Origin of the sequence: Sphingomonas sediminicola (genome assembly GCF_014489515.1) — a bacterium.
Classification (GTDB): Bacteria; Pseudomonadota; Alphaproteobacteria; order Sphingomonadales; family Sphingomonadaceae; genus Sphingomicrobium; species Sphingomicrobium sediminicola.
Window position 1 is genome coordinate 1,775,914 of the sequence record NZ_CP060782.1, and the last position, 24,589, is coordinate 1,800,502.

Annotated in this window: 21 protein-coding genes and 6 pseudogenes; 17 read left to right on the top strand and 10 right to left on the bottom strand. The window is 63.0% G+C overall.

The window, feature by feature from the left end; genetic code table 11:
- Positions 1 to 70: 70 nt before the first annotated feature.
- The 3 genes from H9L14_RS15915 to H9L14_RS09630 are packed head-to-tail and all read left to right on the top strand — an operon-like array spanning position 71 to position 1,727.
- Positions 71 to 403, top strand: coding sequence for a DUF5110 domain-containing protein (locus tag H9L14_RS15915; RefSeq protein ID WP_246444605.1), 333 nt, complete (start codon positions 71 to 73; stop codon positions 401 to 403).
- Positions 403 to 777 carry an MFS transporter gene (locus H9L14_RS16660; protein WP_281389373.1) on the top strand — a complete coding sequence of 125 codons (375 nt, stop codon included), beginning with the start codon at positions 403 to 405 and terminating at the stop codon, positions 775 to 777. Before H9L14_RS15915 ends, H9L14_RS16660 begins: the two co-directional genes overlap by 1 nt.
- Complete coding sequence (locus H9L14_RS09630) at positions 723 to 1,727, top strand: MFS transporter (RefSeq protein WP_281389374.1); 1,005 nt, start codon at positions 723 to 725, stop codon at positions 1,725 to 1,727. The genes H9L14_RS16660 and H9L14_RS09630 overlap by 55 nt, the downstream gene beginning before the upstream one ends.
- Here the strand turns inward: H9L14_RS09630 and H9L14_RS17035 are convergent.
- Together H9L14_RS17035 and H9L14_RS17045 are read right to left on the bottom strand one after the other, a co-directional pair.
- Positions 1,724 to 2,035, bottom strand: coding sequence for a fibronectin type III-like domain-contianing protein (locus tag H9L14_RS17035; RefSeq protein ID WP_343070257.1), 312 nt, complete (start codon positions 2,033 to 2,035; stop codon positions 1,724 to 1,726). The genes H9L14_RS09630 and H9L14_RS17035 overlap by 4 nt on opposite strands.
- 108 nt (positions 2,036 to 2,143) lie before the next feature.
- Positions 2,144 to 4,008 (bottom strand): annotated as a pseudogene (locus H9L14_RS17045) (glycoside hydrolase family 3 N-terminal domain-containing protein); the annotation flags it as partial.
- A gap of 157 nt (positions 4,009 to 4,165) precedes the next feature.
- Here H9L14_RS17045 and H9L14_RS09640 point away from each other — a divergent pair.
- The 3 genes from H9L14_RS09640 (at position 4,166) to H9L14_RS15925 (ending at position 6,584) form a co-directional block, all read left to right on the top strand.
- The gene (locus H9L14_RS09640) at positions 4,166 to 5,164 is read left to right on the top strand and encodes a LacI family DNA-binding transcriptional regulator (protein WP_187707930.1); all 999 of its coding nucleotides are present in this window, start codon (positions 4,166 to 4,168) and stop codon (positions 5,162 to 5,164) included.
- A 67-nt stretch (positions 5,165 to 5,231) separates the two neighbouring features.
- Positions 5,232 to 5,786 carry a hypothetical protein gene (locus H9L14_RS15920; RefSeq protein ID WP_246444063.1) on the top strand — a complete coding sequence of 185 codons (555 nt, stop codon included), beginning with the start codon at positions 5,232 to 5,234 and terminating at the stop codon, positions 5,784 to 5,786.
- A gap of 165 nt (positions 5,787 to 5,951) precedes the next feature.
- A complete protein-coding gene (locus tag H9L14_RS15925; protein WP_246444066.1) occupies positions 5,952 to 6,584 on the top strand; it encodes a glucoamylase family protein in 633 nt (210 codons plus the stop codon).
- On the opposite strand, the gene H9L14_RS09650 is transcribed toward H9L14_RS15925, so the two are convergent.
- The 5 genes from H9L14_RS09650 to H9L14_RS09665 all read right to left on the bottom strand — a co-directional run bounded on the left by H9L14_RS09650 (position 6,585) and on the right by H9L14_RS09665 (position 13,996).
- Entirely contained in the window at positions 6,585 to 8,003 is a 1,419-nt protein-coding gene (locus H9L14_RS09650) for a family 43 glycosylhydrolase (protein WP_246444069.1), read from the bottom strand.
- On the bottom strand, positions 7,955 to 8,413 hold the full coding sequence (locus H9L14_RS15930; RefSeq protein ID WP_246444070.1) for a glycoside hydrolase family protein: 459 nt from the start codon (positions 8,411 to 8,413) through the stop codon (positions 7,955 to 7,957). Before H9L14_RS15930 ends, H9L14_RS09650 begins: the two co-directional genes overlap by 49 nt.
- 74 nt (positions 8,414 to 8,487) lie before the next feature.
- Positions 8,488 to 9,114 (bottom strand): DUF6445 family protein, encoded by a 627-nt coding sequence (locus tag H9L14_RS09655; RefSeq protein ID WP_246444071.1) that lies wholly within the window; start codon positions 9,112 to 9,114, stop codon positions 8,488 to 8,490.
- A 65-nt stretch (positions 9,115 to 9,179) separates the two neighbouring features.
- Positions 9,180 to 12,257 carry a TonB-dependent receptor gene (locus H9L14_RS09660; RefSeq protein WP_187707931.1) on the bottom strand — a complete coding sequence of 1,026 codons (3,078 nt, stop codon included), beginning with the start codon at positions 12,255 to 12,257 and terminating at the stop codon, positions 9,180 to 9,182.
- Positions 12,258 to 12,424: 167 nt separating this feature from the next.
- Positions 12,425 to 13,996, bottom strand: coding sequence for a tryptophan halogenase family protein (locus tag H9L14_RS09665; protein WP_187707932.1), 1,572 nt, complete (start codon positions 13,994 to 13,996; stop codon positions 12,425 to 12,427).
- Positions 13,997 to 14,073: 77 nt separating this feature from the next.
- Between H9L14_RS09665 and H9L14_RS09670 the strand changes: the two genes are divergently transcribed.
- The 4 genes and pseudogenes from H9L14_RS09670 (at position 14,074) to H9L14_RS09685 (ending at position 15,518) form a co-directional block, all read left to right on the top strand.
- The gene (locus tag H9L14_RS09670) at positions 14,074 to 14,448 is read left to right on the top strand and encodes a hypothetical protein (protein ID WP_187707933.1); all 375 of its coding nucleotides are present in this window, start codon (positions 14,074 to 14,076) and stop codon (positions 14,446 to 14,448) included.
- 35 nt (positions 14,449 to 14,483) lie between these two features.
- Positions 14,484 to 14,651 (top strand): annotated as a pseudogene (locus H9L14_RS17445) (hypothetical protein); the annotation flags it as partial.
- A 109-nt stretch (positions 14,652 to 14,760) separates the two neighbouring features.
- Positions 14,761 to 14,925: pseudogene (locus H9L14_RS17450) on the top strand (copper chaperone PCu(A)C domain-containing protein); the annotation flags it as partial.
- Positions 14,922 to 15,518 (top strand): SCO family protein, encoded by a 597-nt coding sequence (locus H9L14_RS09685; protein ID WP_187707935.1) that lies wholly within the window; start codon positions 14,922 to 14,924, stop codon positions 15,516 to 15,518. The pseudogene H9L14_RS17450 and the gene H9L14_RS09685, both read left to right, overlap by 4 nt.
- Here the strand turns inward: H9L14_RS09685 and H9L14_RS09690 are convergent.
- Complete coding sequence (locus H9L14_RS09690; RefSeq protein ID WP_484592943.1) at positions 15,508 to 16,359, bottom strand: alpha/beta fold hydrolase; 852 nt, start codon at positions 16,357 to 16,359, stop codon at positions 15,508 to 15,510. The genes H9L14_RS09685 and H9L14_RS09690 overlap by 11 nt on opposite strands.
- Positions 16,360 to 16,408: 49 nt before the next feature.
- Between H9L14_RS09690 and H9L14_RS09695 the strand changes: the two genes are divergently transcribed.
- The 4 genes and pseudogenes from H9L14_RS09695 (at position 16,409) to H9L14_RS09715 (ending at position 20,792) form a co-directional block, all read left to right on the top strand.
- Complete coding sequence (locus H9L14_RS09695) at positions 16,409 to 17,800, top strand: protein adenylyltransferase SelO family protein (protein WP_187707936.1); 1,392 nt, start codon at positions 16,409 to 16,411, stop codon at positions 17,798 to 17,800.
- A 32-nt stretch (positions 17,801 to 17,832) separates the two neighbouring features.
- A pseudogene (gene astD, locus H9L14_RS09700) lies at positions 17,833 to 19,259 on the top strand (succinylglutamate-semialdehyde dehydrogenase).
- A gap of 32 nt (positions 19,260 to 19,291) precedes the next feature.
- The gene (locus H9L14_RS09705) at positions 19,292 to 19,903 is read left to right on the top strand and encodes a L,D-transpeptidase scaffold domain-containing protein (protein WP_187707937.1); all 612 of its coding nucleotides are present in this window, start codon (positions 19,292 to 19,294) and stop codon (positions 19,901 to 19,903) included.
- A pseudogene (locus H9L14_RS09715) lies at positions 19,879 to 20,792 on the top strand (L,D-transpeptidase family protein). The gene H9L14_RS09705 and the pseudogene H9L14_RS09715 overlap by 25 nt, the downstream one beginning before the upstream one ends.
- Positions 20,793 to 20,795: 3 nt before the next feature.
- Here H9L14_RS09715 and H9L14_RS09720 read toward each other — a convergent pair.
- Entirely contained in the window at positions 20,796 to 22,286 is a 1,491-nt protein-coding gene (locus H9L14_RS09720; protein ID WP_187707939.1) for a replicative DNA helicase, read from the bottom strand.
- A 196-nt stretch (positions 22,287 to 22,482) separates the two neighbouring features.
- Between H9L14_RS09720 and dcd the strand changes: the two genes are divergently transcribed.
- Complete coding sequence (gene dcd / locus H9L14_RS09725; protein ID WP_187707940.1) at positions 22,483 to 23,037, top strand: dCTP deaminase; 555 nt, start codon at positions 22,483 to 22,485, stop codon at positions 23,035 to 23,037.
- Between the two features lie 9 nt (positions 23,038 to 23,046).
- On the opposite strand, the gene H9L14_RS09730 is transcribed toward dcd, so the two are convergent.
- On the bottom strand, positions 23,047 to 23,223 hold the full coding sequence (locus tag H9L14_RS09730; protein ID WP_187707941.1) for a YegP family protein: 177 nt from the start codon (positions 23,221 to 23,223) through the stop codon (positions 23,047 to 23,049).
- A 331-nt stretch (positions 23,224 to 23,554) separates the two neighbouring features.
- Between H9L14_RS09730 and H9L14_RS09735 the strand changes: the two genes are divergently transcribed.
- Positions 23,555 to 24,349, top strand: coding sequence for an aminotransferase class V-fold PLP-dependent enzyme (locus H9L14_RS09735; RefSeq protein WP_425506908.1), 795 nt, complete (start codon positions 23,555 to 23,557; stop codon positions 24,347 to 24,349).
- Positions 24,337 to 24,534: pseudogene (locus H9L14_RS17055) on the top strand (kynureninase/PvdN C-terminal domain-containing protein); the annotation flags it as partial. The gene H9L14_RS09735 and the pseudogene H9L14_RS17055, both read left to right, overlap by 13 nt.
- Positions 24,535 to 24,589 lie beyond the last annotated feature (55 nt).

Consider the following 24,589-nt stretch of genomic DNA (forward strand, 5'->3'; position numbering starts at 1 on the left):
CCGCCTGCCGGTGTTTGTCCGTGGCGGCGCGATCGTCCCGCGCCAGCCTTTGACGCAGACCACATCGGTGATGCCCAACGGGCCGCTCGAATTGCACGTCTATCCGGGACAGGATTGCAGCGGCCAGCTTTATTGGGATGACGGCGTCAGCATCCGCGGCGATAGCCTTCGCCAGACGGTCCGCTGCACGCTCGGCAAGGACGGAATCATGCTCCACTTCGACAAGCGCGAAGGGAGCTTCAGGCCGTGGTGGAAGCAGATCGCGGTCACCGTCCACGGGTGGACCGGACCGGCTAAGGTGCGCGGCGTCGCCGGCGTCGAAACGGACGCTGAGCGGCGCACGGTCCGCTTCGTCATCCCCGACCAAAAGCGCGCATCCGACTTCGTGCTGTCGCGCTTTTGATGGACGCGAACCGCCCCTCCAAAGCGCGATTATTGCTTTTCGCGTTCGGGGACTTCGCGTTCAACCTTTTCTGGCAGAGCGTGATGCTCTTCCTGCTCTTCTACTACACCGACGCCTTGGACATCCCGATCGGCGTCGCGGCCACGACCTACCTGGTCGCATCGGTGTGGGACGGAATCGCAAACTTTGCAGCAGGCGTTCTCGTCGACCGCCGCCATAGCTCGCTGAGATTTGGCGCGATCCTCGTTGCCGGCGCCGTGCCGTTCGGCCTTTGCTTCGGCCTCATCTACATGCCCCGATCGGAAGCGGCGCCCTTCTCGTGGCAAGCGTCCTTGGAGCGCATTTGCTGTTCCGCACTGCCTACGCCGCCGTGAACGTCCCCTATCTCGCGATGACCGCACGGATCAGCGCCGACCCGGGCGACCGTGCCTTTGTTGCCGGTATGCGCATGCTGTTCGGGACAGCCGCCGCGGTGCTTGTCGCCCTATGCACGGTCCCGGTTGGCCGTTGGTTGACGGGCTCGACCGCATCCCAGGCCTACTTCGGCGCGGCGATCCTGTTCGCAACCGTTGGGGCCATCATCCTCATGATCGTCGGCCTCACTTATCGCGAGTGCACGCTCATCGAGCGGCCGATACCGCGAAGCGTCAAGGCAGCACTCGTCAGCCTCGCAGGCAATCGCGCCTACGTCACGCTCAGCGCCGCCATGATGGCGATGATCGTGGCGATAACGGTGCTCAACAAATCGGTTCTCTACTACTTCAAATATCTGCTCAACGACCCAGAGGCGGGGCAGCTTGCGCTGGCGTCGATGGGCATCGTCAGCGGTATCGCGATCCCGCTCTGGATGCTGCTCGGCCGAGTGATCGGGATGCGAGCCTTGTGGCTGATCGCGGCGGGCCTCGGGATGATCGGGCTGCTGCTGTTCGGCGCGGTCGACGTTCACCGGACCGGCCTGATGCAGATCTTCCTGATCGGCATGCAGGTTATGATTGTCGGCCTGAACTTCGTGTTCTGGGCAATGCTTCCGAACACCATCGAATATGGCGAGCAGGCGACCGGCTTCCACGTCGAAGGGACCGTATTCGGCGTCGCTGCCCTTCTGCAGCGCATTGCCATAGGCCTTGCGACCGCGATTCTCGGCTGGAGCTTCTGGTCGGTCGGCTTCGTGCCTAATGTCGAGCAGAGCAGCGCGACATTGAGCGGCATGCGCACCACGGTCGTGGTCGTGCCTTTGGTCTTCCTTGCGCTGTCCTGCGTCGCAATGCTGCTCAACCCGCTGGGCCGGGAAAGTGCACCCAAACTCGAAGCCGAGCCCGCCTAAGCGGTCAGGTCGAACGTGCCGTGCACGCCCTCCGCCTCGGCAGACGGAGCGATCCAGACATCGAACGTGCCGGGCTCGACGACCGGCTTGTTGGCGACGCCGTAGAATTGCAGGTCGGCCGGTCGCAGCGTGAAGCGCACGACCTCAGACTGGCCGGGCTCGAGCTTGATCTTCTTGAAGCCCTTCATCTCGCGGACCGGGCGCGTAATGCTCGCCACCCGATCATGGATGTAGAGCTGGACGACCTCCTCCGCCGCGCGCTGGCCACGGTTCGCGATCGTGGCAGTCACCTCGATCTCGCCGTTCATGCCGATGCTCGGCGAGCTGATCGTGAAACCGCTGTACTCGATCTTGCCGTAGGTCAGGCCGTGCCCGAACGGATAGAGCGAGGTGTTGGTGATGCCGCGAAAGCGCGCCTTGTAATCCTCCAGCTTCGGGTCCGGGTTTGGACGGCCCGTCGGCTTGTGCGCGTAATAATAAGGCTGCTGGCCGGCGAGGCGCGGGAAGCTCGACGGGAGGCGTCCCGACGGGCCGTATGCGCCGAACAAGACGTCGGCGATCGAGTTGCCGGTCTCGGTACCGAGGAACCAGGTGACGAGGATCGCCGGCGCATTCGCGACCGCACCTTCGAGTGCCAGAGCGCGGCCGTTCTTGAGAACGACGACGACGGGCTTGCCGACCTTGGCGACCGCCTCCGCCAACTCCTGCTGCGGCTTTGGAACGACGATGTCGGCGCGCGACTGGGCCTCGCCCGACATGCCCTGCGACTCACCAATGGCGAGCACGACGATGTCCGCCTGCTGCGCCGCCGCGACGGCCTGATCGATGCCCCCGGAATGGGCTGATCGACCTTCGAGCCTTCGGCGATGATCAGCGAATTCTTGTCGGCGATCGCGCCGCGGACTCCGGTGGCGAGATCGACCGCCTTCTCGTCCGTTCCATAGACGACCCACGGGCCGACGAGGTCATGCTGTCCGCTCGCGAACGGGCCGATCAGCGCGATCTTCTTGCCAGAGCGCGGCAGCGGCAGGAGGTCGCCGTCATTTTTCAGCATGACGATCGACTTGCGGCCGGACTCGCGGGCGATGGCCCGGCTGCGCGGAAGCATGGAGCGCGACGCCTCACGCTTTTCGTCAATGCGGCGGAACGGATCTTCGAACAGTCCGAGCATCGCCTTCATCGCCAGCACTCGACGGACAGAGGTATCGAGCAATTGCTGCGGCACTTCGCCGCTTCTCACCAGGTCGGGCAGATGCTGGCGATAGAGGCCGCTCTGCATGCTCATGTCGACGCCTGCGAGGAAGGCGAGCTTCGCAGCGTCGCGCCCGTCCTTGGCATAGCCATGTTTGATCATCTCTTCGTCGCCCGTGTAGTCCGACACGACGAAGCCCTGGAAACCCCACTCGCCGCGCAGAACCTCGGTCATCAGCCAGTGGTTGCCGGTCGCGGGAATGCCCGAGAGCTCGTTGAACGACGCCATCGCCGACAAGGCGCCTGCGTCAAAGCCCGCCTTGTAGGGCTTGAGGTAGACCTCGCGCAGCGTACGCTCCGACAGGTCGACCGTATTGTAGTCCATGCCGGATTCCGCCGCGCCATAGGCAGCGAAGTGCTTCACGCAGGCGAGGAAGTGCTCGTTCGACTTGAAGTTCGCGCCCTGGAAGCCCTGCACGCGCGCAGCGGCGAAAAGGCTGCCAAGCAACGGGTCCTCGCCGCCGCCTTCGACGCCGCGGCCCCAGCGCTGATCGCGGGCCACGTCGACCATCGGTGAGAAGTTCCAGTCGATGCCCGCACCCGACGCTTCGAACGCTGCGACCTCTGCGGTACGGCGCGCGAGCTCGGGCTCGAAGCTCGCGACTTCGGCCAGCGGCACAGGGAAGATGGTGCGGTGGCCGTGAATGATGTCGGCGGCGAAGATCAACGGGATCTTCATCCGCGATTCCTTCATCGCTGCGTTCTGCATGATCCGCGCCATGCGCGCGCCATTACCGTTGAACACGCCGGTGAGCTGACCCTTGCGAGCCTCGTCCACCTGCTGCGGGAAATTGCTGTTGCTCGGAGGATTGAGCGCCGCCGCGATGCCGCCGCCCCAGGCAGACGCCATCAGGCTTAACTGGCCCGCTTTTTCCTCGAGCGTCATCCGCGCGATCAGGCTGTCCACGAACGCCGGAACTTCCAGCCGGCCCGCTGTCTGCAGAAGCGCCCTTGCCGGACTCGCCAACCAAGCGGCAACGGCGCCCGCGCCCATAAGCGTGGCCCTGCGCGAAATGCGCGTATCGAGCATTCTCTCTCCCCTTCTCTTGCGCTCTGCTTGGCGCTCCGAGCAATCGCCGGATCAGAGTCCTTGACCTGGTTTGTAACCGGTTACATGACCCAGCGAACAGGTAAATGCAATCGGTCAGCCGGTGACATTTGCCCCAACCGCCGCTCATAAGGAAGGCATGGCAGACGCGACGATCCGCGATGTGGCACGCCGCGCCCAGGTTTCGGTCGCGTCGGTCTCGCGCGTCCTCAACCGGCTGGAGAATGTCAGCGAGGAAACCCGCAACCGGGTTACCGACGCCGTGCGCGAGCTGGGTTACGTTCCGCATGCCGGCGCCCGCAGCCTGAGCCTTGCAAAGACGAATGCGATCGGCGTCGTTCTCCCGGATTTCCACGGCGAGTTCTTTTCGGAGATCGTGCGCGGAATGGACCGCGAGGCGAGCCGCCACGGCTACATGCTGCTGCTGTCCAACGTTCACGCCGGAAGCGAGCAATCGGCGAACGCGATGCGCGCGATGCGCGGCCGCGTCGACGGCCTGGTGATCCTCGCCCCTCACCTGACGGAGGAAGAACTCGCCGACGCGGTTCCTGCACGAACTCCGGCCGTGCTGATCAACACGCGCGGCGTTGCCGGCGGACACCCGGGAGTGCGGCTCGACAATGCCGCGGGTGTAGAGGCCGTTGCCGACCACCTCGTCTCGCTCGGGCGCAAGCGGATCATCCACATTGCCGGCGCCGCCGGAAATATTGATGCGATCGAGCGCGCCGATGCGTTCAAGGCTGCGCTGGAAAAGCGCGGCGTTGCGGTTGAGATCGTGCAAGGCGATTTTACCGAGGAATCCGGCGAAGCGGCGATCGACGCACTGCTGAAATCCGGCCGCAAATTCGACGCCGTGTTCGCCGGCAACGACATGATGGCGAGTGGTGCACTGCAAGCGCTCAACCGCGCCGGCGTTCGCGTGCCCGATGAGGTTGCGGTTGTCGGATTCGACGACATTCCGCTGGCCCGTCACATCGGTCTCACCACGGTGCAAGTTCACATCGCCGAACTCGGCGAGCGGGCACTGGACCGGCTTCTCGCGATTCTCGCGGGCGAGGAAGATTCCGGCGGGCAGGAACTCCACAAGCCTGAGCTCGTCATTCGTTCAACTACCGACCCGAAAGCCAGATCACGTTGATATCCCTCGACCGTCGCAAGCTTCTACAAGGTTCATCGCTGCTGATCGCTGGAACTGCGCTTCCGGCGTGCACGTCCATCACCTACTCTTCGCCCGAACGCACTCTTCCCGCTTTCTACGAGGACATCGAGCAGCGGACGTTCCGATTCTACTGGGATACGGTGAACCGGAAGAACGGGCTGGTCCCGATCGCTGGCCAACACCCTCTTTCTCCAGCATCGCGGCGGTTGGATTTGCACTTCCGGCGTACGCGATCGGTATCGAGCGTGGATGGTGCACCCGTGCAGAAGCGCGCGACCTGACGCTGACGACGCTGCGCTTCTTCTGGAACGCGCCGCAGGGGCCGGAAAGCTCGGGCACTGCTGGCTACAAGGGCTTCTTCTACCACTTCCTCAACATGGAGACCGGCCTCCGGCATCGGGATGTCGAGCTGTCTAGCGTGGACACGACCATCCTCATGATGGGGGTCCTTTTTGCGAGCCAATATTATGACCGCGCCGATGCGGCCGAGCGCGAAATCCGCGACCTCGCGCAGAAGATCTACGCGCGAGCCGACTGGAATTTCTTCCGCAGCGACGGGCGTGCCGCGATCTCGATGGGCTGGCATCCGGGCGGGGCCTAATTCCGGCCAACTGGACCGGGTTCAACGAAGGGATGTTCGTCAACATCCTGGCGCTCGGTTCTCCAACTCTTCCAGGCCCGACAACCTCTGGGAGCAGTGGACCGCGCCATATCCGAACTTCTGGCGTGGAGAGGGCCGACGCGGAGGGTCGCATTCGCGCCGCTGATGCCCGGTCAGTACAGCCAGATCTTCATCGACTTTCGCGGCATCCGGGACGCCGTGATGCGCGAGGCCGGATTCGACTATTTCGAAAACAGCCGCCGCGAGACCTACGCCAACCGGGCTTATTGCGTTGCCAATCCGATGGGATGGCAGGCTTATTCAGGGCGCTTGTGGGGACTGGCCGCGTGCGACGGACCGGGGAACTTCCGCCTTCCCTACGGTAGCGAGACGCGTCAGTTCTACGGCTATAGCGCCCGCGGACCGGTCGGCGAGCCGGATGGACGCGATGACGGGACTCTCACACCGTCGGCAGCGCTCGGGTCGCTGCCTTTCGCTCCGGAGATCGTCATCCCGGTGGCGGAGGAAATGAGGAAGTGGCCAGGGCTCTACGATCGCTACGGCTTCCGCGACGCATTCAACCCTAGCTTCAAATATGACGTGCATAAGCTCGAGACCGGCTCGGTCGATCCGCAGAGTGGCTGGGTCGCGACTGACTATATTGGCATCGACCAGGGACCGATCCTGCTACAGGCTGCCAATCACCGGAACGACTTCGTCTGGCGGTACACTCGGCGGGTGCCCGCGATCCGGCTGGGACTGAAGCGGGCGGGATTCACCGGCGGCTGGCTCGGCTGATCAACGCATCTTCACGATCCGGCTGAGCTTTGACACGCCGCTCTCGTTGAACGCTTCGATGGCGACCCAATAGGGCACGCCCTTATTCAGCGATCGCAGATCCTTCTGCAACGTCGCGGCATTGCCGAGTTCGTCCGCCCAAAGCTGGTAGGTCTGCGTCAGCCGATCCGCGCGAGTGCCGAACCGGATATTGTAGCCAACCACCCCCGGAACCTTCGCCCAGCGGATTGTCGCATCGCGCTGGTCTCGATGGCGCTGGCCGACGACCGCTTCCGGCGTCGACGGTGCGCGGCCATCGGCATTGCCGAACACGCGGATGTCGCTGACGGCGAGGTTCGCCGCGCCGACATGGCCGTTCACCCAGCGGATGAAGCGGGTGCGCACCGGCTGCGGCAGCTCGATATAGGCGTTGGGCCTGTCACGACGCGGGCCGTCGGGTTTCGCCACTGGTTGCCAATTCCTCCCGTCGACCGACTGCTGGAGTTCGAAATCCGTGTAGATGTCTGGAGCGTCGGCGAAGCGGCCCGACTTGTAGTCGGCATAGTTCACCTGCACCGCGCGCACGGTATTCACCGCCCCGAGGTCAACCGTCAGACTCTCTCCGGGCTTGTTCTGCGATGCGACCCAAAAGGTTCGCGGGTTCTCGTCCGTCACGCGGTCCGCGGCAAACCCGCCCTTCGTCGAGGAGGCCGTGACCGGCTTGCGGTAGGACAGCAACATCCAGCCCGTGAACAGGCTGTTGGGGTCGCTGACCTTCCTCGTAGGTACGTATTGCGGGAAGTCCTGAAAGCGCGACGAGGCCCACATCTGGCCGTTGGCCTCGAACTTGGTCGGAAACATGTTGATCCGTCGCTCGAACGTCCAGTTGTAGCCGATCCACGGCGTGCCGGTGTTCCACCAGTTCCCGTAGTTATCCTGAAACGTCGATCCGTGGCCCGCGCCCTGCACGAAGCCGCCCGGCTTGTACGCGATCGGGTTGTACTCAGCGTAGGTGAACGGCCCGAGGGGCTTGTCCGACACGTAGGTGCCGTTGGCGTAGGCGTTGAACTCGGTGCCGGGCGCTCCGTACTGCAAATAATATTTGCCGCCGTGCTTGGTGACCCAGGCGCCTTCGACATAGGGCCTCGTCTTCTGTCCGTTGGCGAGCAACTCGTTGTGATCCTGCCCGAACCGCTCCCAGCCATGCTCTTCGGGATGGAGATTGAAGAGGGTGGTCGCCTTGCCCTTGTAGATGAGCTTCCCATCCTTGAACTCGATTTCGATGCCGTAGATCGGAAAGACGTTGCTGCTGTTCCAATAGAGGTACCAGCGGCCGTCATCGTCCTTCAACAGGCCCGGATCCCAAGGCCCCGGCGGAATCTCGCCCGGCTTCATCTTCTCGGGATATTTGTCGTCCACCGCGCCCGGCAAATCGGGCATGGATCGGACAAGAAAGTCCAGCTTTCCGGTTTCCGGGCAGTCGTAACGAGGATCGATCCGGGCCGCGTAAAAGACATCGACGGCCAGATGATGAGCCGATCCCCATCCGAGGCCACCGAGGGCGCCACAATGCCGCCGAATGGCCAGCGTGAAGGCGTGATGAAGGTCCAGTCGATGAGGTTGGTCGAACGCCAGTAACCGTCGGCCAAAGTCTGGAAGAGGTAGTAGGCACCCTTATGGCGAACGATCGAGGGGTCGGCCCCGGTGCGGTAGCTGACGCCGTTGTTCGTCTGCTCCCAATTATAGCGGTAGTCGACGTCGACGGGGTTGATGTAGGTCCTCTTCTCCGCCGCGGCGGAAGTTCCAAGCACTGCAACGCAACAGCCAATCCACAACCCAAACCCACGCATTTCAGAAATTCCTCAATGTCCACGCACAAAGATGTTCGCCGTCAGCCGCCCCTCGCGAGGGTCTCCGCTGAAGCTCATGCCGGGGGGATGATGCCCGAATGGAGCAGGCTGCCCTGGTAGATGACGAGCCGGTCCACGACGCCTTCAACCGCGCCGATCTGCTCATAAAACTGGTTCGACCCGTGAATGTATCCGGAGTCCTTCGGAAGCATTGCAGCTTCTTTCTCGGCGGTCGTGACGAAGCGCGCGATATTGGCTTCAGTGACACGCTCAATTCCGGTCGAGCGCTGGCGGTAGAATGCCGTGCCCGTGCCATCAGGAATTCGAAGATAATGGAGCAGCGCAAAATACTTCTGATCAGTTGAATCGAAGTGCGGCGCGCGTTGGGCTTCACGAAGCTCCGACGGTTTCGCGGTGACCATCGAAAAGCTCGCCTCGAGCAAATCGAATCCCTCAACGTCGAACGCCCCTGCAATGAACTGCGCGGAGCGTTGGCAGAGATCTTCGACATAGGCGTTCGCCGGCTCGTCAGCCCGATCGATCACTCGGCGCAGGCCGGGATAGTAGCTGTCGCGATTGATGGGCGGAAAGGGCGCGAACGCCTCCGCGGCGGCAAAAGCCTGATCGCAAGAGCCGCAGAAGTTGTCGATCACCACAACCGGGCTCTGCATCGAGCCCACGCGGCGCAGTTGGGGTTTCACCGAAACCTCTCCACCCCCGCGTTAAACGAAACCGGCGGGCCCGAAGGCCCACCGCCCCTCTTCCCTTAGAACTTGTAGCGAAGACCAGCCTGGAACGAGCGCTGATCGCCGGCAATCTGGCTGTTCTCGATCCGCGGTGCCGGATCGCCGCCACCTGCGCCCCACGTCGAGTAGCTGCGGTTAAGCCAGTTAAAGACGTTGAAGACCTGGAAGTCCGCCGTCAGCTCATGGCCGCCGCCCCACGGCATCTTGAACGTCTTGGCAACGCGAACGTCGAGCCGCTTGTAGCCGATATCCTTCTTCGGGAAGAACCGGCCACCCATGTTGGCGAAGCAGCAGGCACCTTCCGGCACCGTCCCAGTCAGGCCGTTCCACGGGGCGATGATATTGCCGAACGCCGGACCGGACTTCAGGTCGAGCTGACCCGAGAGGATAATGCCGAAGGGCGCACGATAGTTGACCGACGAGACCCACATCCACTTGTGGACGCCATTCACCTTGTTCCAGCCGTAAGTGTTGAGGGCCGGACCGTTGAAGAACTCGTCACTGTTGAGTTCCTGAGCAACGTTGGACCTTGCACTCTGGATGGTCAGTGCCGTGGTGAAACCCCAAACCGACTGATCGGTGAACGGCTTTTCGGCGGTGAAGTAGACCGCGTTGTAATTCGCCTTACCGTTGCTGAGGCCGCGGTTGAGTTTTCCGGCGAAGCCCGTGAGCTGTCCGTTCGTTGCCGGGCAGTTCGGGAATGGGCCATTTGGCGTATTGTCGATGATCCACTGATCGCCGCCGTTGGAGCACCCAATCACGGCACCGGTCCCGTCACGCTGCAGCGCTACCGTGAACCAGCCATTCGAATAGAAGTTCGCGCGGGCGAACATCTGAATATTGTGCGACCGGATATGCGAGAAGGCGAGCGAGGTCTGTATGCCACCGAAGCGCTTGCGGAGACCCAGCGTGAACTGGTCCGAAAAAGGCATCTTCGACTTGTTGTTCAGAACCCAAACCGAGCCACCGGACAGCCCGCGTGCGGCCGCCGACTGCACCGCGAACGCCCGCAAGTTGTCGGGGTCACGCAGGGCCTCCGTCCATTGCGCACAGTTTGCTGAGTTCTCGCCTGTTCCAGTTCCGAGGGCCGCGCCGCCTCCAGGGCAGAAGAACAGCGGAACTTCCTGGAACTGATTCGTCAGTGCTTCGATCGCGCCCTGGATGAAGAGCTGGCGATCGTAATAACGGCCAGCGCCTCCGAAGAAGACGAGGTCGCGATCGCCGTGAAGATCGTAGGAAACCCCGAGTCTCGGCTGGAAAGCACCGTAGAACGGTTTGCGATTGCTGCCGTCCGAGATGAAGTCTTCAGGATCGATTCCGCGCGCCGCCCAACCTGGATAGTTGCGCAGCGCATTCGCGACTGCTGTCGGGGTGACATACTTGTTGTTGTTCGCGTTGGACTCATAGTCCCAGCGGAGACCGGCGTTGATGGTCCAATGGTTGTCAGGCTTCCACTCGTCCTGGACGTACAGACCGACCTGCGTGTCCTTCGCGTCAAGCGTCGCGTCTGGCTGAGTGTTGATCTTTGCCTGGATCGGCTGTGCGGTATTGAAATCGAAGCTCGCCGTGCACGGCGTGCCAACCGGATTCCCAGTGCACGGATTTGCAAAATAGTAGCGCCCAAGGAAGCCGTTGATGACCGTTCGGCTGAGATCCAGTTTGACCACCTGACCACCGAACTTCAGCGTGTGCTTATCCATGCGCAGCGTGCTGTCGTTCTTGATCGTCCAGGTCTTCTGATTGTCGCCCTGCTCGAAGAAGTGGCCGCCGCCCACGATTCCCTCTGAGAACGCGACATTGTCAGTGGGGCCGGGGTTCAGAAGAACGAGCTCGGGCCCTGGCTCGACGCTGGGCGTATCCTGCGTAGCCTTGTCGTAAGAGATATTGAGCTGGTTCAGGAACTCGCCGGCATTGTGGCGCCACTGCAGCTGATAGCGGTCCTGGTCAGTCCTGATTCGACGGCCGTGACTCTCGAGTGCGTTGCCCGCGATGTCGGCCAGATTATCCTCGCGCCGCAGATAGCCGATGAGGTTGACCGTGTCCTCATCGGTTATGTAGCCGGTGAGCTTTCCGAAGTAGAGCCGCTGCTTGAAATCCTCGCCCTTCGAGATGTTGGTCAGCGAAGTGAGGCTCTGTGGGAATTGATCCACGGGCACCGTGCCGGTCGTGGTCGGACGCAGCTGGGTCGTACCTTCTGCGGCAACATAGAAGTGCAGCTTGCCGGGAATGATCGGCCCGCCAAGCTCGCCGCCGTACTGCTTGCGGTTGTAGTCGGCTTTGTCGACGTTGTTCTTCTTGTCGAAGTACGGCTGCTCGATGAAGCTCTTCGGCTGGAACTCGATGAAGGCCGAGCCGTGGAATTCGTTGCCACCGGTCTTGGTAATGGCGCTGATGACCGCCGAACCTGCCTGGCCGGTCTCGGCACCGAAGTTCTGGGTTTCGACGACATATTCCTGAACCGCAACCTGCGGGAACGGGTTACCGAGGCCGAAGTTCTGCCCGAAAATGCCGCCGTGGTTGATCGGGTTCTTGAAGCTCATGCCGTCGAGGAAGACGTTCGTGAACTGCGAGGCGAGACCGCCGGCCTGAACCTGGGCATTGTCGCCAGGAGTCACCTGAACGCCCGGTGCAAGGGCAGCGAAGCTCAGGAAGTTGCGCTTGTTCTGCGGGAGATTCTCGATCTGCGCCGGGGTGATATTGGTCGAAACCGTCTGGGTGCGCACCTCGCGGAGCCGGCGACCGGTGACGACGACTGCGCCGCCTTCCGGAGCCTTCGGCAGGAAGTCGACAACCGCAGTCTGACCAACGAGCAAAGTCGTCTGCTGTGCTTCGCGTCCCTCGACCGTCACCGTGTAGGTCGACGGGTTCAATCCAAGGATCGTGTAATTGCCAGTTGCGTCGACCGTGCCGATCGCCTTGCGACCGGTATTCGTGTCAGTGGCAACAACCTGCGTTCCCGCCGCTGCGCCTTCGACTCGGCCTTGCAGAGTCGCAGTTTCCGTCTGCGCGTATGCGGGGGTAGCGACCAAAAGGGACGCAGCGATTGCAAATGCGGAAATTCCGTTTGCAAGCTGACGCTTGCTGTAGATCGTGCTCACTAGCCCCTCTCCCCAGGTGCGTGTGTAACCGGTTACAAAACAGCGGCAGAAACCTTGCTGTTGGATGAATGAAAGCCGCTCGCGCGAGCTAAGTCAATCGGGCCTGAGCCTCCAGCGCCACACTTGGTCCGCGTTGTGCTTTTCAAGACACGCGGCTAGCGGTCTGCCTATCGATGCGCTTCCGCCAGATTGTGCATGATGTTGGGCGTCGGAGCGATGGCCTGAGCGCTGCTCGTCGGAAGTCGTGAGACGAATTCGCCATGGTCCGGCATCTGATCGGCGACGTCCGCGATGACCTCGGCAATGTCGCCCAGGAAGCCGACAATCTCCTCAGTCGGAACGAATTGCGACACCGGATCGGCCTTCGCCTCGAAGCCCTGACCCAAGAGGACTTGCACCCAGCTTTCCTCTGCGAAAAGCTCCGCGGCGCCGCGCTTGAAGAAGCGGCCGGACGATCTGAACAGTTCGTATCGTTCGTTGAGGCTGTCCGGCACGTCCATAGTGCGGACATAGTCCCAGAACTCTTCTCCCGTTCGCCGGGTGACATTGTAGTGGGCGATGATGAAGTCGCGGACGTCCTCGAACTCGAACCGCGCCTGCCGATTATATTCATTGATGTCGGCGTGCGAGAATCCGGTTCCAGGGAACAGCGCCAGCAACTTGTGAATGCCCGTCTGGATCAGGTGGATGCTCGTCGATTCCAGCGGCTCGAGAAAGCCTGACGAGAGCCCGATCGAGACGACATTCTTTTCCCACGCTTTCGAACGCAGGCCCGGAGCGAAGCGAACAGGGTGCGGATCAGCCTGAGGGGCGCCGTCCAGAGTCGACAGCAAAGTCGCGGCAGCGTCGTCGTCGCTGATCAGGTTCGACGAATAGACGTAGCCGTTGCCGATCCGATGCTGCAGCGGAATGCGCCATTGCCAGCCCGCTGATCGGGTCGTGCAGCGGACGTAAGGCGTGACCGGCGACACGCTTTCGCAGGGAACCGCCAGCGCTCGATCGCAAAGCAGCCACTTGTTCCAATGCTCATAACCGACGCCGAGCGCATCGCCGATCAGGATCGCACGCATGCCCGAGCAATCGACGAACAAGTCCGCCTCGATCGTTCGACCGTCGGTGAGCTTCACCGCGGTGACGAAGCCGCTTTCGGTGTCCTGGATGACCTCGACGATCCGGCCCTCGACCCGTGTGACTCCGCGAGCCTCGCTTTCGCTGCGCAAGAACCGGGCGAACAGCGATGCATCGAAATGATAGGCATATTCGAGGTCGGCTGCGGGCGAGTTGGGGTTGCGCTTGTCGGGAAACGAGAAGCGGTTCCTGAGCGATGCAGCGCCAGCGATCGAATAATTGTCGAAACTCGTCACCGAGCCGGGCGCACGTTCACGCGCGGCCAGCCAGAGTTGATGCGGGTGAAGCCACAGCATATCGCGTCCGATCTTGCCGAAGCCGTGGATGTAGCTCTCGCCCTCCGCGCCCCAGCCGACGAACTGAATGCCTAACTTGAAGGTCGCCTTGGTCTCACTGATCATCTTCAGCGGGTCGATTCCCGCGAGCGCCAGATAGTTGCGGATGTGCGGAATGGTCGCTTCGCCGACGCCGACCGTTCCAATCTCTTCCGACTCGACGAGCGTGACGTCCACCTGGCTAAGCCATTGGGAAATGACCGCGGCGGTCATCCAGCCGGCCGTGCCGCCGCCGACAATGCAAACCTTCCGTACCGGTTGATCGCCGCCTGCCATGGTCCTCGCCCCTCGATTCTCAGCGTGGGTTAATCGGCGTTTCGATAGGCGGCAATGTCACCTAGAAGAGACTCACCATGAGGATTGCTTTCGTCAGCCTCGCCGCCGCCCTCGCCGGCTGCACTGCGCCGCCGCCTTCCGCGAGCAATGCTCCGATTGCTGAAATCGCCGGAAGGATCGCCGGCCCGGCCCAGCGCTGCGTCACTCTCACCCAGAGTGAAGGACTGCATGCCGCCAATCGCAGCACGCTTGCGGTTCGTACGGGTAAGACGGTCTGGATCAACCAGTTGCAGGAAGGCTGCAGCGGCTTCGGCCAGTGGGATGTGCTCGTGACCGAGCCGATCGGCACCCAATATTGCCGCGGCGACCTCGTCCGGTCGTTCGACTCAGTCAGCAAGATCCCCGGCCCGAGCTGCCGCCTCGGCGATTTCATCCCCTACACGCGAGGTTGATTGCGACCGGCTCTGCAGGCCTCTAGGGAGCCCGCGTGAAACCTATCCTTCTTGCTGCCCTGCTGCTCGCGTCATGCAGCAAAGGCGGCCCGCCCGATGTCCGGATTTCCGATGCCTGGGCCCGGGAGACCATCTCCGGCCAGACCTCAACTGCCGCCTACATGATCCTAAAGAACGAGGGCGCCGGCGACGACCGGCTGGTGAGCGTCTCGGCCCAGCCCCCGCTATGGCAATGCTCCATTCGTCGGAAAGCTCGGACGCCGTTGCGCGAATGCGGCCGTTGGATTCGGGGCTGGCCGTCCCGGCGGGGCCGCGATCGAGCTGAAGCCCGGCGGAACCCATGTCATGGTAACCGGCCTTCGCGCGCCCCTGAACGTCGGGGACACGCTCAAGCTGACCATGCGCTTTGAAAAGAGCGCCGAGCAACCGGTGGATGTTCGAGTGACACCAGCATTTGGGCCGGGGCCCCGCCGATGAGCCGGCTCAGAATTATCCTATGGGCGCTGGTCGCCGTCGCGCTGGCTGCGTTCGCATTTCTGTCGTTCCGGCCAGCGCGCACTCCCGAGCCTCAATCGCACCCGATGGTGATGAGCAGCATCGGCGGGCCATTCACGCTCGTCGGATCTGACGGAAGACCCTTCTCGAGCGCGAAGCTTACCGGGAAGCCCTACGCGATCTTCTTCGGTTTCACGCACTGCCCGGACGTCTGCCCGACGACCTTGGCCAGAATGGTCAAGCTGCGTCAGGAAATCGGCGCTGGCGACCGGCCTTTCGAAATCGTCTTCGTCTCTGTCGATCCGGAACGCGACGGCCCGGCCGAGGTCGGGAAATATGCCGAATTGTTCAACAGCCCGATCACCGGCCTGACCGGCTCACCTGCGCAGATCGAGCAGGTGAAGAAGCAGTTCGGGATCTTCTCGAAGAAGGTGCCGGACGGAAGCGGCGACTATTCTGTCGACCACACGGCAACTGTCCTGCTGTTCGACCGCAACGGGAGGTTTACCGCGACCATCGCGCCGGAAGAGCAGGACGCAGCCGCCTTGGCCAAGCTAAAGCGGATTACCGCTTAAGCACCCGCTCAAGCAGCCGATCGATAGCGGCCACCGCCTCAGGCTCATCGAGGTCCGGAGCGTGGCCGACGCCCTTCACAGTGACGACTTCCACGTCCAGGATTTCCTTGGCCATGCGATCCGCAGCGGGACCAGGCAGCAGATCGCTATGCTCTCCGCGCAAGACCAGGACGGGCCGATCGCCAAGCGCCCTGTAATAGGGCCATGCGTCCTTGATCTCACCCGTGTTCCCAGCCTCGAACGGTTCGGCGATTCTCATGTCGTAGTCGAACTCGACGCCACCCTCCGTTTGCCGGCACGCACGCTTTGCAAAGCGCACCCAGGCCGCATGATCATATGCCGGATAAACGTCACCCGCGCGTTGCTGCAGCCGGTCGGCCGCGTCATCCCAATCGCGAAAGAGAACCTGCTTCCCCACGTAGGACTTGATCCGATCGATGCCGCTGAAGTCGAGCTCAGGCCCGACGTCGTTCAGCAGCGCGCCCGCGATCCGCTGCGGCGCAACGGTCGCGATGATCATCGTCACCAGACCTCCAAGCGAGGTGCCCATGAAGACCGCTTGTTCGATTCCGAGCTCATCGAGAAGCTGGAGCACATCCGCGGCATAGATCGGCGGGTGGTAATGCGAGCTGTCCGAGTCCCACTCGCTCATGCCGCGACCGCGGAAATCGACCGCCAGAACGCGCCAGTCCCCGCGTAGCGCTCGGCCACATTCTCGAAGTCGCGGGCATTGCGGGTCAAACCATGGAGCATGAGCAGCGGCGGACGATCCGCCGGCCCATCGTAATCGCGGTAGTGCAGCTTCAATCCATCGCAGCTGGTCCAGTATCGATCGGCCCAAGCCTGCGTTTGCGGTTTCGCAATATCCATTCAGCCCGTATCGCCAGCTTGTGCCGACTGCGCAATCCTACCGTCCGGAACCCGGGATACTCGGGCTTGGCGACGCCTATTATGATGCGGTTGAGCCGGCACGCTTTCCCAGGTGCATCCCGCGTTTCCTCAATCGCCGATGGGCGGATCGACTCGGGCTGGAGCTGACCGACGAGCAATGGGCGGCGCATTTCTGGCGGTTCGAGCCGTTGCCGGAGAACCTGAACCAGCCGCTCGCGCTTCGTTACCACGGCCACCAGTTCCGCGTTTACAATCCGGAGATCGGCGACGGCCGAGGGTTCACCTTTGCGCAGCTGCGGGACGATCGCAGCCGGCTGCTCGATCTCGGCACCAAGGGATCGGGCCAGACGCCCTACAGCCGGACCGCCGACGGGCGGCTTACGCTCAAGGGCGGTGTCCGCGAGGTTCTGGCGACCGAGATGCTGGAAGCGCTCGGCGTGAACACCTCGAAGACCTTCGCCTTGTTCGAAACGGGCGAGGAGTTGGTTCGTGGCGACGAGCCCTCGCCTACCCGCTCGTCGGTCCTGACCAGGCTCAGCCACGGCCATATCCGCATCGGCACGTTCCAGCGGCTGGCCTTCTTCGGCGAGGTCGAGAACATCAACGCCTTGGTCCTTTACTGTCTCGAGCAACTCTATGCCGAACAACCGGTCGAGAACTCCGGAGAGAATGCGCTCCGGCTGTTCGACTTGGTGGCGAGCGCGACGGCCAGACTCGCGGCGAGCTACATGGCCGCCGGCTTCGTCCACGGCGTGCTCAACAGCGACAATATCAACGTCTCCGGCGAGAGCTTCGATTACGGGCCATGGCGTTTCACACCGGAGTGGGACCCCGACTTCACTGCCGCCTATTTTGACCATTACGGACTCTATTCCTTCGGTCGCCAGCCCGAAGCGATCCATTGGAACCTGGCGCAACTCGCAGGGTGCATGTCGCTAGTCACCGAAGCGCCGCCTTTATCGGACATGCTCTCCAGCTGGTCCGGCCGCTTCGAGGACGAACTGGTTGCGGCCCTCCTGCTGCGCCTTGGCCTGGACAGCATTGATCGCCAGGCCGATCGAGACCTCGCGGCAGTATTGCTGAAAGCGTTTCAATCCCGGGAAGAGAAAATCGACCGTGTCTTCTTCGATTGGCGCGGCGGCCGGGATCCCGGCGGAGAGCGATACGGGTCGGAAGCGTTCCGAGCGCTCGCGAAGGCACTCGAAGGACGACAGCGGCCAGTCACCCATCCCTATTGGTCCGACGCTGAACCCTGCTCGATGCACATCGACGAGGTCGAATCCATTTGGTCCGCGATCGCGGAGAATGACGACTGGAAGCCGTTCGAAACCAAGGTCGAAGCCATCCGTCGGATGGGCGACGCCATGGCCGAGTCGGGGCCACCCGCTTGACCGTTGAACCGCAACATGGTGAGGCGCGGTTAATGGTCGAAAAACTGGTGTCGACGGAACCGTCGACCGGCGCAGAACTGTGGTCGGGCGAGGTTGGCGACGCTGCCGCCGAAGTCGCTGCCGCGCGCGCCGCATGGCCCGAATGGGCGGCCCATTCCGTCGCTTATCGCATCGAGACCCTGCGCCGCTTCGCCAATGTCATGCGTACGCAGACCAGCAATTTCGCGGGCTGATCTCGCGTGAGACCGGCAAGCCGCTGTGGGAGACCAAGACCGAAGTCGGGGCGGTCATCAACAAGGTCGAGATCTCGATCGCCGCCTATGCCGACCGGACTCCGCAAAAGAAGCTGGAGGCGGCGCTCGGCAGCAAGGTCGCGATCCGCCACAAGCCGCACGGCGTTCTGGCGGTGCTTGGCCCCTTCAACTTCCCGGCTCATCTTCCGAACGGCCACATCGTCCCGGCCTTGATCGCCGGCAATGCGGTCGTCTTCAAACCTTCGGAAAAGACGCCCGCGAGCGGTGCCTTCCTGGTCGATTGCTATCGCGAAGCGGGCGTGCCCGAAGGCGCGATCCGGCTGCTGATCGGCGGACCCGAGGAAGGCAAGGCGCTAGCCTCGCAGCCCGGGATCGACGGCCTGCTGTTCACAGGCTCGGGCCGTGCCGGCAGCGCGCTGCACAAGCAGTTCGCCGACACGCCGAGCAAGATCCTCGCGCTCGAGCTTGGCGGTAACAATCCGATCGTCGCGTGGAACGTGAAGGACCTGGACGCCGCGGCATCGGTCATCGTCCAGTCCGCATTCCTTTCCGCCGGCCAGCGCTGCACGGCGGCCCGCCGGCTCATCGTCGAGGACGGCAAGGAAGAGAAGCTGATCGAGAAGATCACGAAGCTGATGGACCGAATGATCGTTGGCGACCCCTTCAGCGAGCCGCAGCCGTTCATGGGCCCCGTCATCGACAATTCTGCCGCGGATGGCCTGCAAGAGCAGTGGGTCGCTCTGATGATGAAGGGCGGACGCCCGATCCGCCGCCTCGAGCGGCCGATCGAAGACCGCCCCTTCCTGACTCCTGCGCTGATCGACGTCACCGAAGCCCGGGACCGCCCGGACGAAGAGATGTTCGGCCCGGTCCTTCAGCTCATCCGCGTGAAGAACTTCGACGAGGCGATCGAAGAGGCGAACAACACGCGTTTCGGCCTCGCCGCCAGCCTCCTCGGCGGAAGCCCTCAGCAGTACGACAAGTTCTGGGCGAACGTGCGCGCGGGCGTGATCAACTGGAACAAGCCCACCAACGGCGCGCCATCGACCGCGCCCTTTGGAGGCGTCGGAATGTCGGGCAACCACCGGCCGAGCGCCTTCTACGCGGCGGATTATTGCGCCTACCCCGTGACGAGCAGCGAGAGCGAGACGCTCCGCGCCGCGATCGGCGAAGGACTTCGCGACCCGAATCTCCAGGAAGACTGAACTCTTTTCACAGCCGTAGCGTTCTAGCCGACGTGAGAGTTCATATCGGCATTGGCAAGGCCGTCGCACTTGCCCTGTTCGCCCTTCCTTTAACCAGCTGCGGAAATCCGTTCGACCGCGATCCCAAGCAAGTCGATGCAGGATCGCTCGGAAAGGACGCAAGCGCCGACGTTCGCGCCTTCTATGAAGCGCGACAGTGGCAGGCGGCATGGGACGGGAAGGCTGAAAAGCAGCTCCAGCAAGTTCTCGACGGCGCGGCATCGCACGGCCTGAAGCGCGAGTTGTTCCTGAAAGGCGCGCCCCCGGAAGACAAGCAGAGTCGCGAGCTTGCCCTGACCAAGGCGGCGCTGGCCTATGCGTCGGCGCTCGCCCGGGGTTACTCGGATCCGAAGGCACTTCCGAGACCCTACACTGTCTCGCGCCCCAAGGCGGATGTCGCAGGCGGCCTGGCGAAAGCGCTGCAAGAGGACAAGCTGGCGGAGTGGTACGCGTCGCTGCCGCCGCAAACTGACGAGTATCGCGCGCTCTCCCAAGCCTTCCTTCGCTATGCCCGCCTAAACGACGTCAAAGGCTCGGTTCCTGAGGGAAGGCGATCAAGCCCGGCGCCAGCGACCGGCGCATCCCCGCCCTCTCCAAGGCGCTAGTCGCGAACGGCTACCTCGACGGCGAGCCGAGCGCGAGCCAGCGTTACTCGCCGGCAATGGCCACGGCGGTCAAACGCCTGCAGGCCGAATATGGCCTGAAGCCCGACGGAATCGTCGGCGACGACACGGTCGCCATCCTGAACCGGGGTCCGGGTGACCGCGCCCGCCAGATCGCCGTCAACCTCGAGCGGCTGCGGTGGCTCGACCGCAACCCGCCGGGCACGCGCATCGACGTGAACACCGCCGCTGCGACACTTGAATATTGGCGGGACGGAGCGCTCCGCGACCGCCGCAACGTGGTCGTCGGCCAGCCGGACTGGGAGACCCCGGAGCTCGGGTCGCCGATCTTCCAGCTCGTCGCCCACCCTACTGGCGGGTCCCAAAGTCGATCCTCGAGGATGAGCTCAGCAAGAAGAGCCCCGCCTATCTCGCCGAACAGGGCATGGAGTGGCGCGACGGTCGGCTCGTCCAGCTGCCTGGCCCGAAGAATTCGCTCGGCGACGTCAAGTTCGACATGCGCAACGACAATGCGATCTACCTGCACGACACGCCCGCCAAGGCCTTGTTCGGAATGCCCGAACGGCACCGGAGCCATGGCTGCGTGCGGGTGCAGGACGCACTCGGGTTCGCTTTGTTGCTCGCCCACGACGACGGTATCCTGATCCCCTTCCAGGAGGCGCTTATGAGGCCGGACGAGGAAGGCTTCGTGAAGCTCAACAAGGAAGTGCCGGTGCGTCTGATGTACCGTACGGCGTTCTTCGACGATGGTCAGATTCGGATAGCCGACGACACCTACGGGTGGGACGACGATGTCGCTTATGCGCTCGGCTATGTCCGCAGGCCGCCACGCGCGAAGGTGAAGCAGGAAGGCGGCGACGTCGGGCCGTAGGCTCTAGCTGCGCATCTCCGGCAGATAGGCATCGTCGACGGCGTCGCTGAACTTGGTGATGCGGCTGTCGAACTTCATGCGAACCGTGCCGGTGGCGCCGTGACGCTGCTTGGCAACGATAAGGTCGGCGCGGCCGTAAATCCGGTTCATCTCCTCATGCCACGCTGCGAAGTCCGGATGGTCATCGTCAGGCTTCTTCGCCGCGAGATAGTAATCCCCGCGGTACACGAACCAGACCATGTCGGCGTCCTGCTCGATCGAGCCCGATTCACGAAGGTCCGAAAGCTGCGGGCGCTTGTCTTCGCGCTGTTCCACGGCACGACTGAGCTGCGACAGCGCAAGCACAGGCAGTTCGAGCTCCTTGGCGAGCTGCTTCAGGCCGCGGCTGATCTCCGAGATTTCCTGCACGCGATTGTCGTTGCCGCTGCGGCCGGTGCCCTGCAGCAACTGAAGGTAATCGACAACGACGCAGCCGATCCCCTTCTGGCGCTTCAGCCGCCGAGCGCGGGTTCGCAGCGCGGCGATCGTCAGGCCCGGAGTGTCGTCGATGTAGAGCGGCAGGCTCTCCAGTTCGGCAGCCGCGCGGGCGAGCTGGCGGAATTCCTGCTGGCTGATCTTACCCATGCGAAGATTCTCGGAGCTGATGCCCGATTCCTCGGCAAGGATGCGCGTCGCCAGCTGGTCCGCCGACATCTCCAGGCTGAAGAACGCGACCGGGGCGCCCGCCGATTTAGCAGGCTCGATCCCGTCCTCGATATCCCGCGAAAATCGCTGCGCCGCCGCGAATGCGATGTTGGTCGCAAGCGAGGTTTTGCCCATGCCCGGGCGGCCGGCGAGGATGACCAAGTCGGACTTATGCAATCCGCCGACCTTTGAGTTGATACCCTCAAGACCGGTGGTGATGCCGGATAGATGGCCTCCGCTGTTGAGCGCCTTCTCCGCCATCTGCACGGCAAGCTTGGTCGCATCCCCGAAGCTCTTGGCCTTGCCCTCGGCCCCGCCCTCCTCGGCAACCTTGTAGAGCTCGGTCTCCGCCCGCTCGATCTGCTCGAGCGGAGCCACGTCCTCACTGGTGTCGAGCGCGCCCTCCACCAAATCGCGCCCGACACCGATGAGCGCCCGAAGCAGGGCCAGATCGTAGACCTGCGAGGCGAAATCCTTCGCGCCGATGATGGCGGCTCCCGAGCCGGTCAGCGTCGCCAGATAGGCGGGCCCGCCAAGCTCCTTCATCGATTCGTCGGCTTCGAAGCTCGGCCGAAGCGTGACCGGGTTCGCGACCATGTTGCGATCAGTCAGCTTCAGGATAGCGTCGTAGATCCGGCCGTGCAGTGGCTCGAAGAAGTGATGCGCCTTGAGCCGAAGCTGCACATCCTCGACCAGCCGGTTATCGATCATCAGCGCGCCCAGAAGGGCCGCCTCTGCTTCGACGTTCTGCGGCAGTGCTGCGGTTGCCGCCGGCGCGGCGGACTCGGAGATACGAATTACTTCGGCCATGGCTTCTCATTGGCCCTAGTTCGGCCACCCTCCAACGAGAACGAAAGTAGCACAGCGGTTCACGGCTGTGGATAGTTTGTGAGCGGATTGGACAGCCGGGTCGGGCAAGGCAGCGATTTTTGCGAACGGGCCGCATCCACAGAAAAAAGAAGCGGCTGATTGATGGCGGAAATGGTGGCCGTTAGGCCACTCATCCATGTCCATTCTCTCAGATCGCTGGATTCGCGAGCAGGCCCAGTCCAACGGAATGATCGAGCCGTTCGTCGAGGCGCAGCGCCGCGAGGGGTGCATCAGCTACGGCCTCAGCTCATACGGCTACGACGCGCGCGTCGCCGACGAGTTCAAGATCTTCACCAACGTGGATTCGGCGACGGTCGACCCGAAGGATTTCGCTTCGAACAGCTTTGTCGATCGCAAGACCGAAGTGTGCATCATCCCGCCCAACAGCTTCGCTCTCGCGCGCACCGTTGAGTATTTCCGCGTACCGCGCGACGTGCTCGTCATCTGCCTGGGAAAGTCGACTTATGCGCGTTGCGGAATCATCGTGAACGTCACGCCGCTGGAGCCCGGCTGGGAAGGCCATGTGACGCTGGAATTCTCCAATACCACGCCGCTCCCGGCGAAGGTTTACGCCAATGAAGGCGCGTGCCAGTTCCTGTTCTTGGCTGGCAACGAGCCGTGCGAGGTGAGCTACGCCGACCGCGCCGGTAAATATATGGGCCAGCGCGGGGTCACCCTGCCGAAGCTCTAGCGAACCGCGTCAGGTGGCGTCGTGGACCTCCGCCATCGGGCCGTTCTTCTTGATGGAGTCGATCGCGTTCTGCGCCGACGCCTTTGACTTGTAGGTTTCGGTCCAAAAGACCTTCTCGCCATTATATTCGAAGCTGGCGATGTACTGGCCGTTCGACGACTGTTTGATCACAAACTTGTGTGCCATGGCGACCTCCTAACCTGCGTTAGTGACGTGGCGGCATGCGCCCACGGGATTGCAGTTTCAAGGCGGTTGATCGATTGCGAGCACGGTGACCCTCGATCAGGCACGAAATCTGGACGCTTCCGATCCGCTGCGCGAGGCGCGAGAGCGTTTCGTCTTGCCCGACGGCGCCATTTACCTAGACGGCAATTCGCTGGGTGCATTGCCAAAGGCGACGTCTCCGCACCTGTTCGACGTCATCGAGCGGCAATGGGGCGAAGACCTCATCACCAGCTGGAACAAGCACGGCTGGATCGAATGGCCGCAACGCGTCGCCGCCAGGCTCGCTCCGATCGTGGGCGCAGAGCCGGCCGAGCTCCTGATCGCCGATTCGACCACGGTCTGCCTTTTCAAGCTTCTCGGCGCCGCAGTCGCTGCCCGGCCCGGCCGATCGACAATCCTGACCGAGCAGGGGAATTTCCCAACCGATGTCTATGCGGCGGAAGGACTAATCAGGCTGCGCCCTGGGCTCGAGCTCAAAGTCATTCCGGCCGCCGAACTCGCAGGCGCCCTGGACGAGAACACGGCAGCCCTCTTCCTGACACACGTCGACTATCGAAGCGGCGCTCGCCACGACATGGAAGCGCTGAATGCGGCGGCGCACGCCGCGGGCGCGCTGACACTCTGGGACCTGTCGCACAGCGCCGGAGCGACCCAGCTCGACCTCAACGGCAGCGGCTGCGATCTCGCGGTGGGCTGCGGCTATAAATATCTCAATGGCGGCCCGGGCGCCCCGGCATTCCTGTTCGTCGCCGAGCAATTACAGGACAGCCTTCAATCCCCGCTCTCCGGCTGGATGGGCCACGCCAGTCCGTTCGACTTTGCCTCGTCCTACAGCCCCGCATCCGGAATCAACCGCTTCCTAACGGGTACGCCCTCCATCCTAGCTCTCGCCGCCCTGGAAGGCGGACTATCCGCGTTCGAAGGCGTGAGCATGGCCGCCATCGAGGCGAAGGCCGAGGCAATCACGGCCTTCTTCATCGACGCGGTCGAACAAGGCTGCGGTGACGAGCTCGCGCTGGCCAGCCGCGGGACCCCAAGGCTCGCGGCAGCCATGTCTGCTTCGCACACCCGCAAGGCTATGCCGTGATGCAGGCGCTGATTGCCCGCGGGATCACCGGCGACTTCCGCCCGCCGGACCTGATGCGGTTCGGCTTCGCACCGCTCTACAACGGTTTTGAAGACGCGTGGCTGGCGGCGGCCTCGCTTTCAGAGATCCTTGCAACCCGCGAGTGGGATCGGACGGATTTCCGGCGGAAGCAGACGGTGACCTGACGATTGTTCAGTCCTGTTTCGAAATGGGACAGACTGCGGTTAAAAAAGCGTTACC

Excerpts from the sequence above, each read along its gene's own strand:
- H9L14_RS15915 (WP_246444605.1), top strand. The coding sequence starts at position 71 with ATGCCCAACGGGCCGCTCGAATTGCACGTCTATCCGGGACAGGATTGC.
- H9L14_RS16660 (WP_281389373.1), top strand. The coding sequence starts at position 403 with ATGGACGCGAACCGCCCCTCCAAAGCGCGATTATTGCTTTTCGCGTTC.
- H9L14_RS17035 (WP_343070257.1), bottom strand. The coding sequence starts at position 2,035 with ATGAACGGCGAGATCGAGGTGACTGCCACGATCGCGAACCGTGGCCAG.
- H9L14_RS09640 (WP_187707930.1), top strand. The coding sequence starts at position 4,166 with ATGGCAGACGCGACGATCCGCGATGTGGCACGCCGCGCCCAGGTTTCG.
- H9L14_RS15925 (WP_246444066.1), top strand. The coding sequence starts at position 5,952 with ATGCCCGGTCAGTACAGCCAGATCTTCATCGACTTTCGCGGCATCCGG.
- H9L14_RS09650 (WP_246444069.1), bottom strand. The coding sequence starts at position 8,003 with ATGCCCGATTTGCCGGGCGCGGTGGACGACAAATATCCCGAGAAGATG.
- H9L14_RS15930 (WP_246444070.1), bottom strand. The coding sequence starts at position 8,413 with ATGCGTGGGTTTGGGTTGTGGATTGGCTGTTGCGTTGCAGTGCTTGGA.
- H9L14_RS09665 (WP_187707932.1), bottom strand. The coding sequence starts at position 13,996 with ATGGCAGGCGGCGATCAACCGGTACGGAAGGTTTGCATTGTCGGCGGC.
- H9L14_RS09670 (WP_187707933.1), top strand. The coding sequence starts at position 14,074 with ATGAGGATTGCTTTCGTCAGCCTCGCCGCCGCCCTCGCCGGCTGCACT.
- H9L14_RS09685 (WP_187707935.1), top strand. The coding sequence starts at position 14,922 with ATGAGCCGGCTCAGAATTATCCTATGGGCGCTGGTCGCCGTCGCGCTG.
- H9L14_RS09720 (WP_187707939.1), bottom strand. The coding sequence starts at position 22,286 with ATGGCCGAAGTAATTCGTATCTCCGAGTCCGCCGCGCCGGCGGCAACC.
- dcd (WP_187707940.1), top strand. The coding sequence starts at position 22,483 with ATGTCCATTCTCTCAGATCGCTGGATTCGCGAGCAGGCCCAGTCCAAC.
- H9L14_RS09730 (WP_187707941.1), bottom strand. The coding sequence starts at position 23,223 with ATGGCACACAAGTTTGTGATCAAACAGTCGTCGAACGGCCAGTACATC.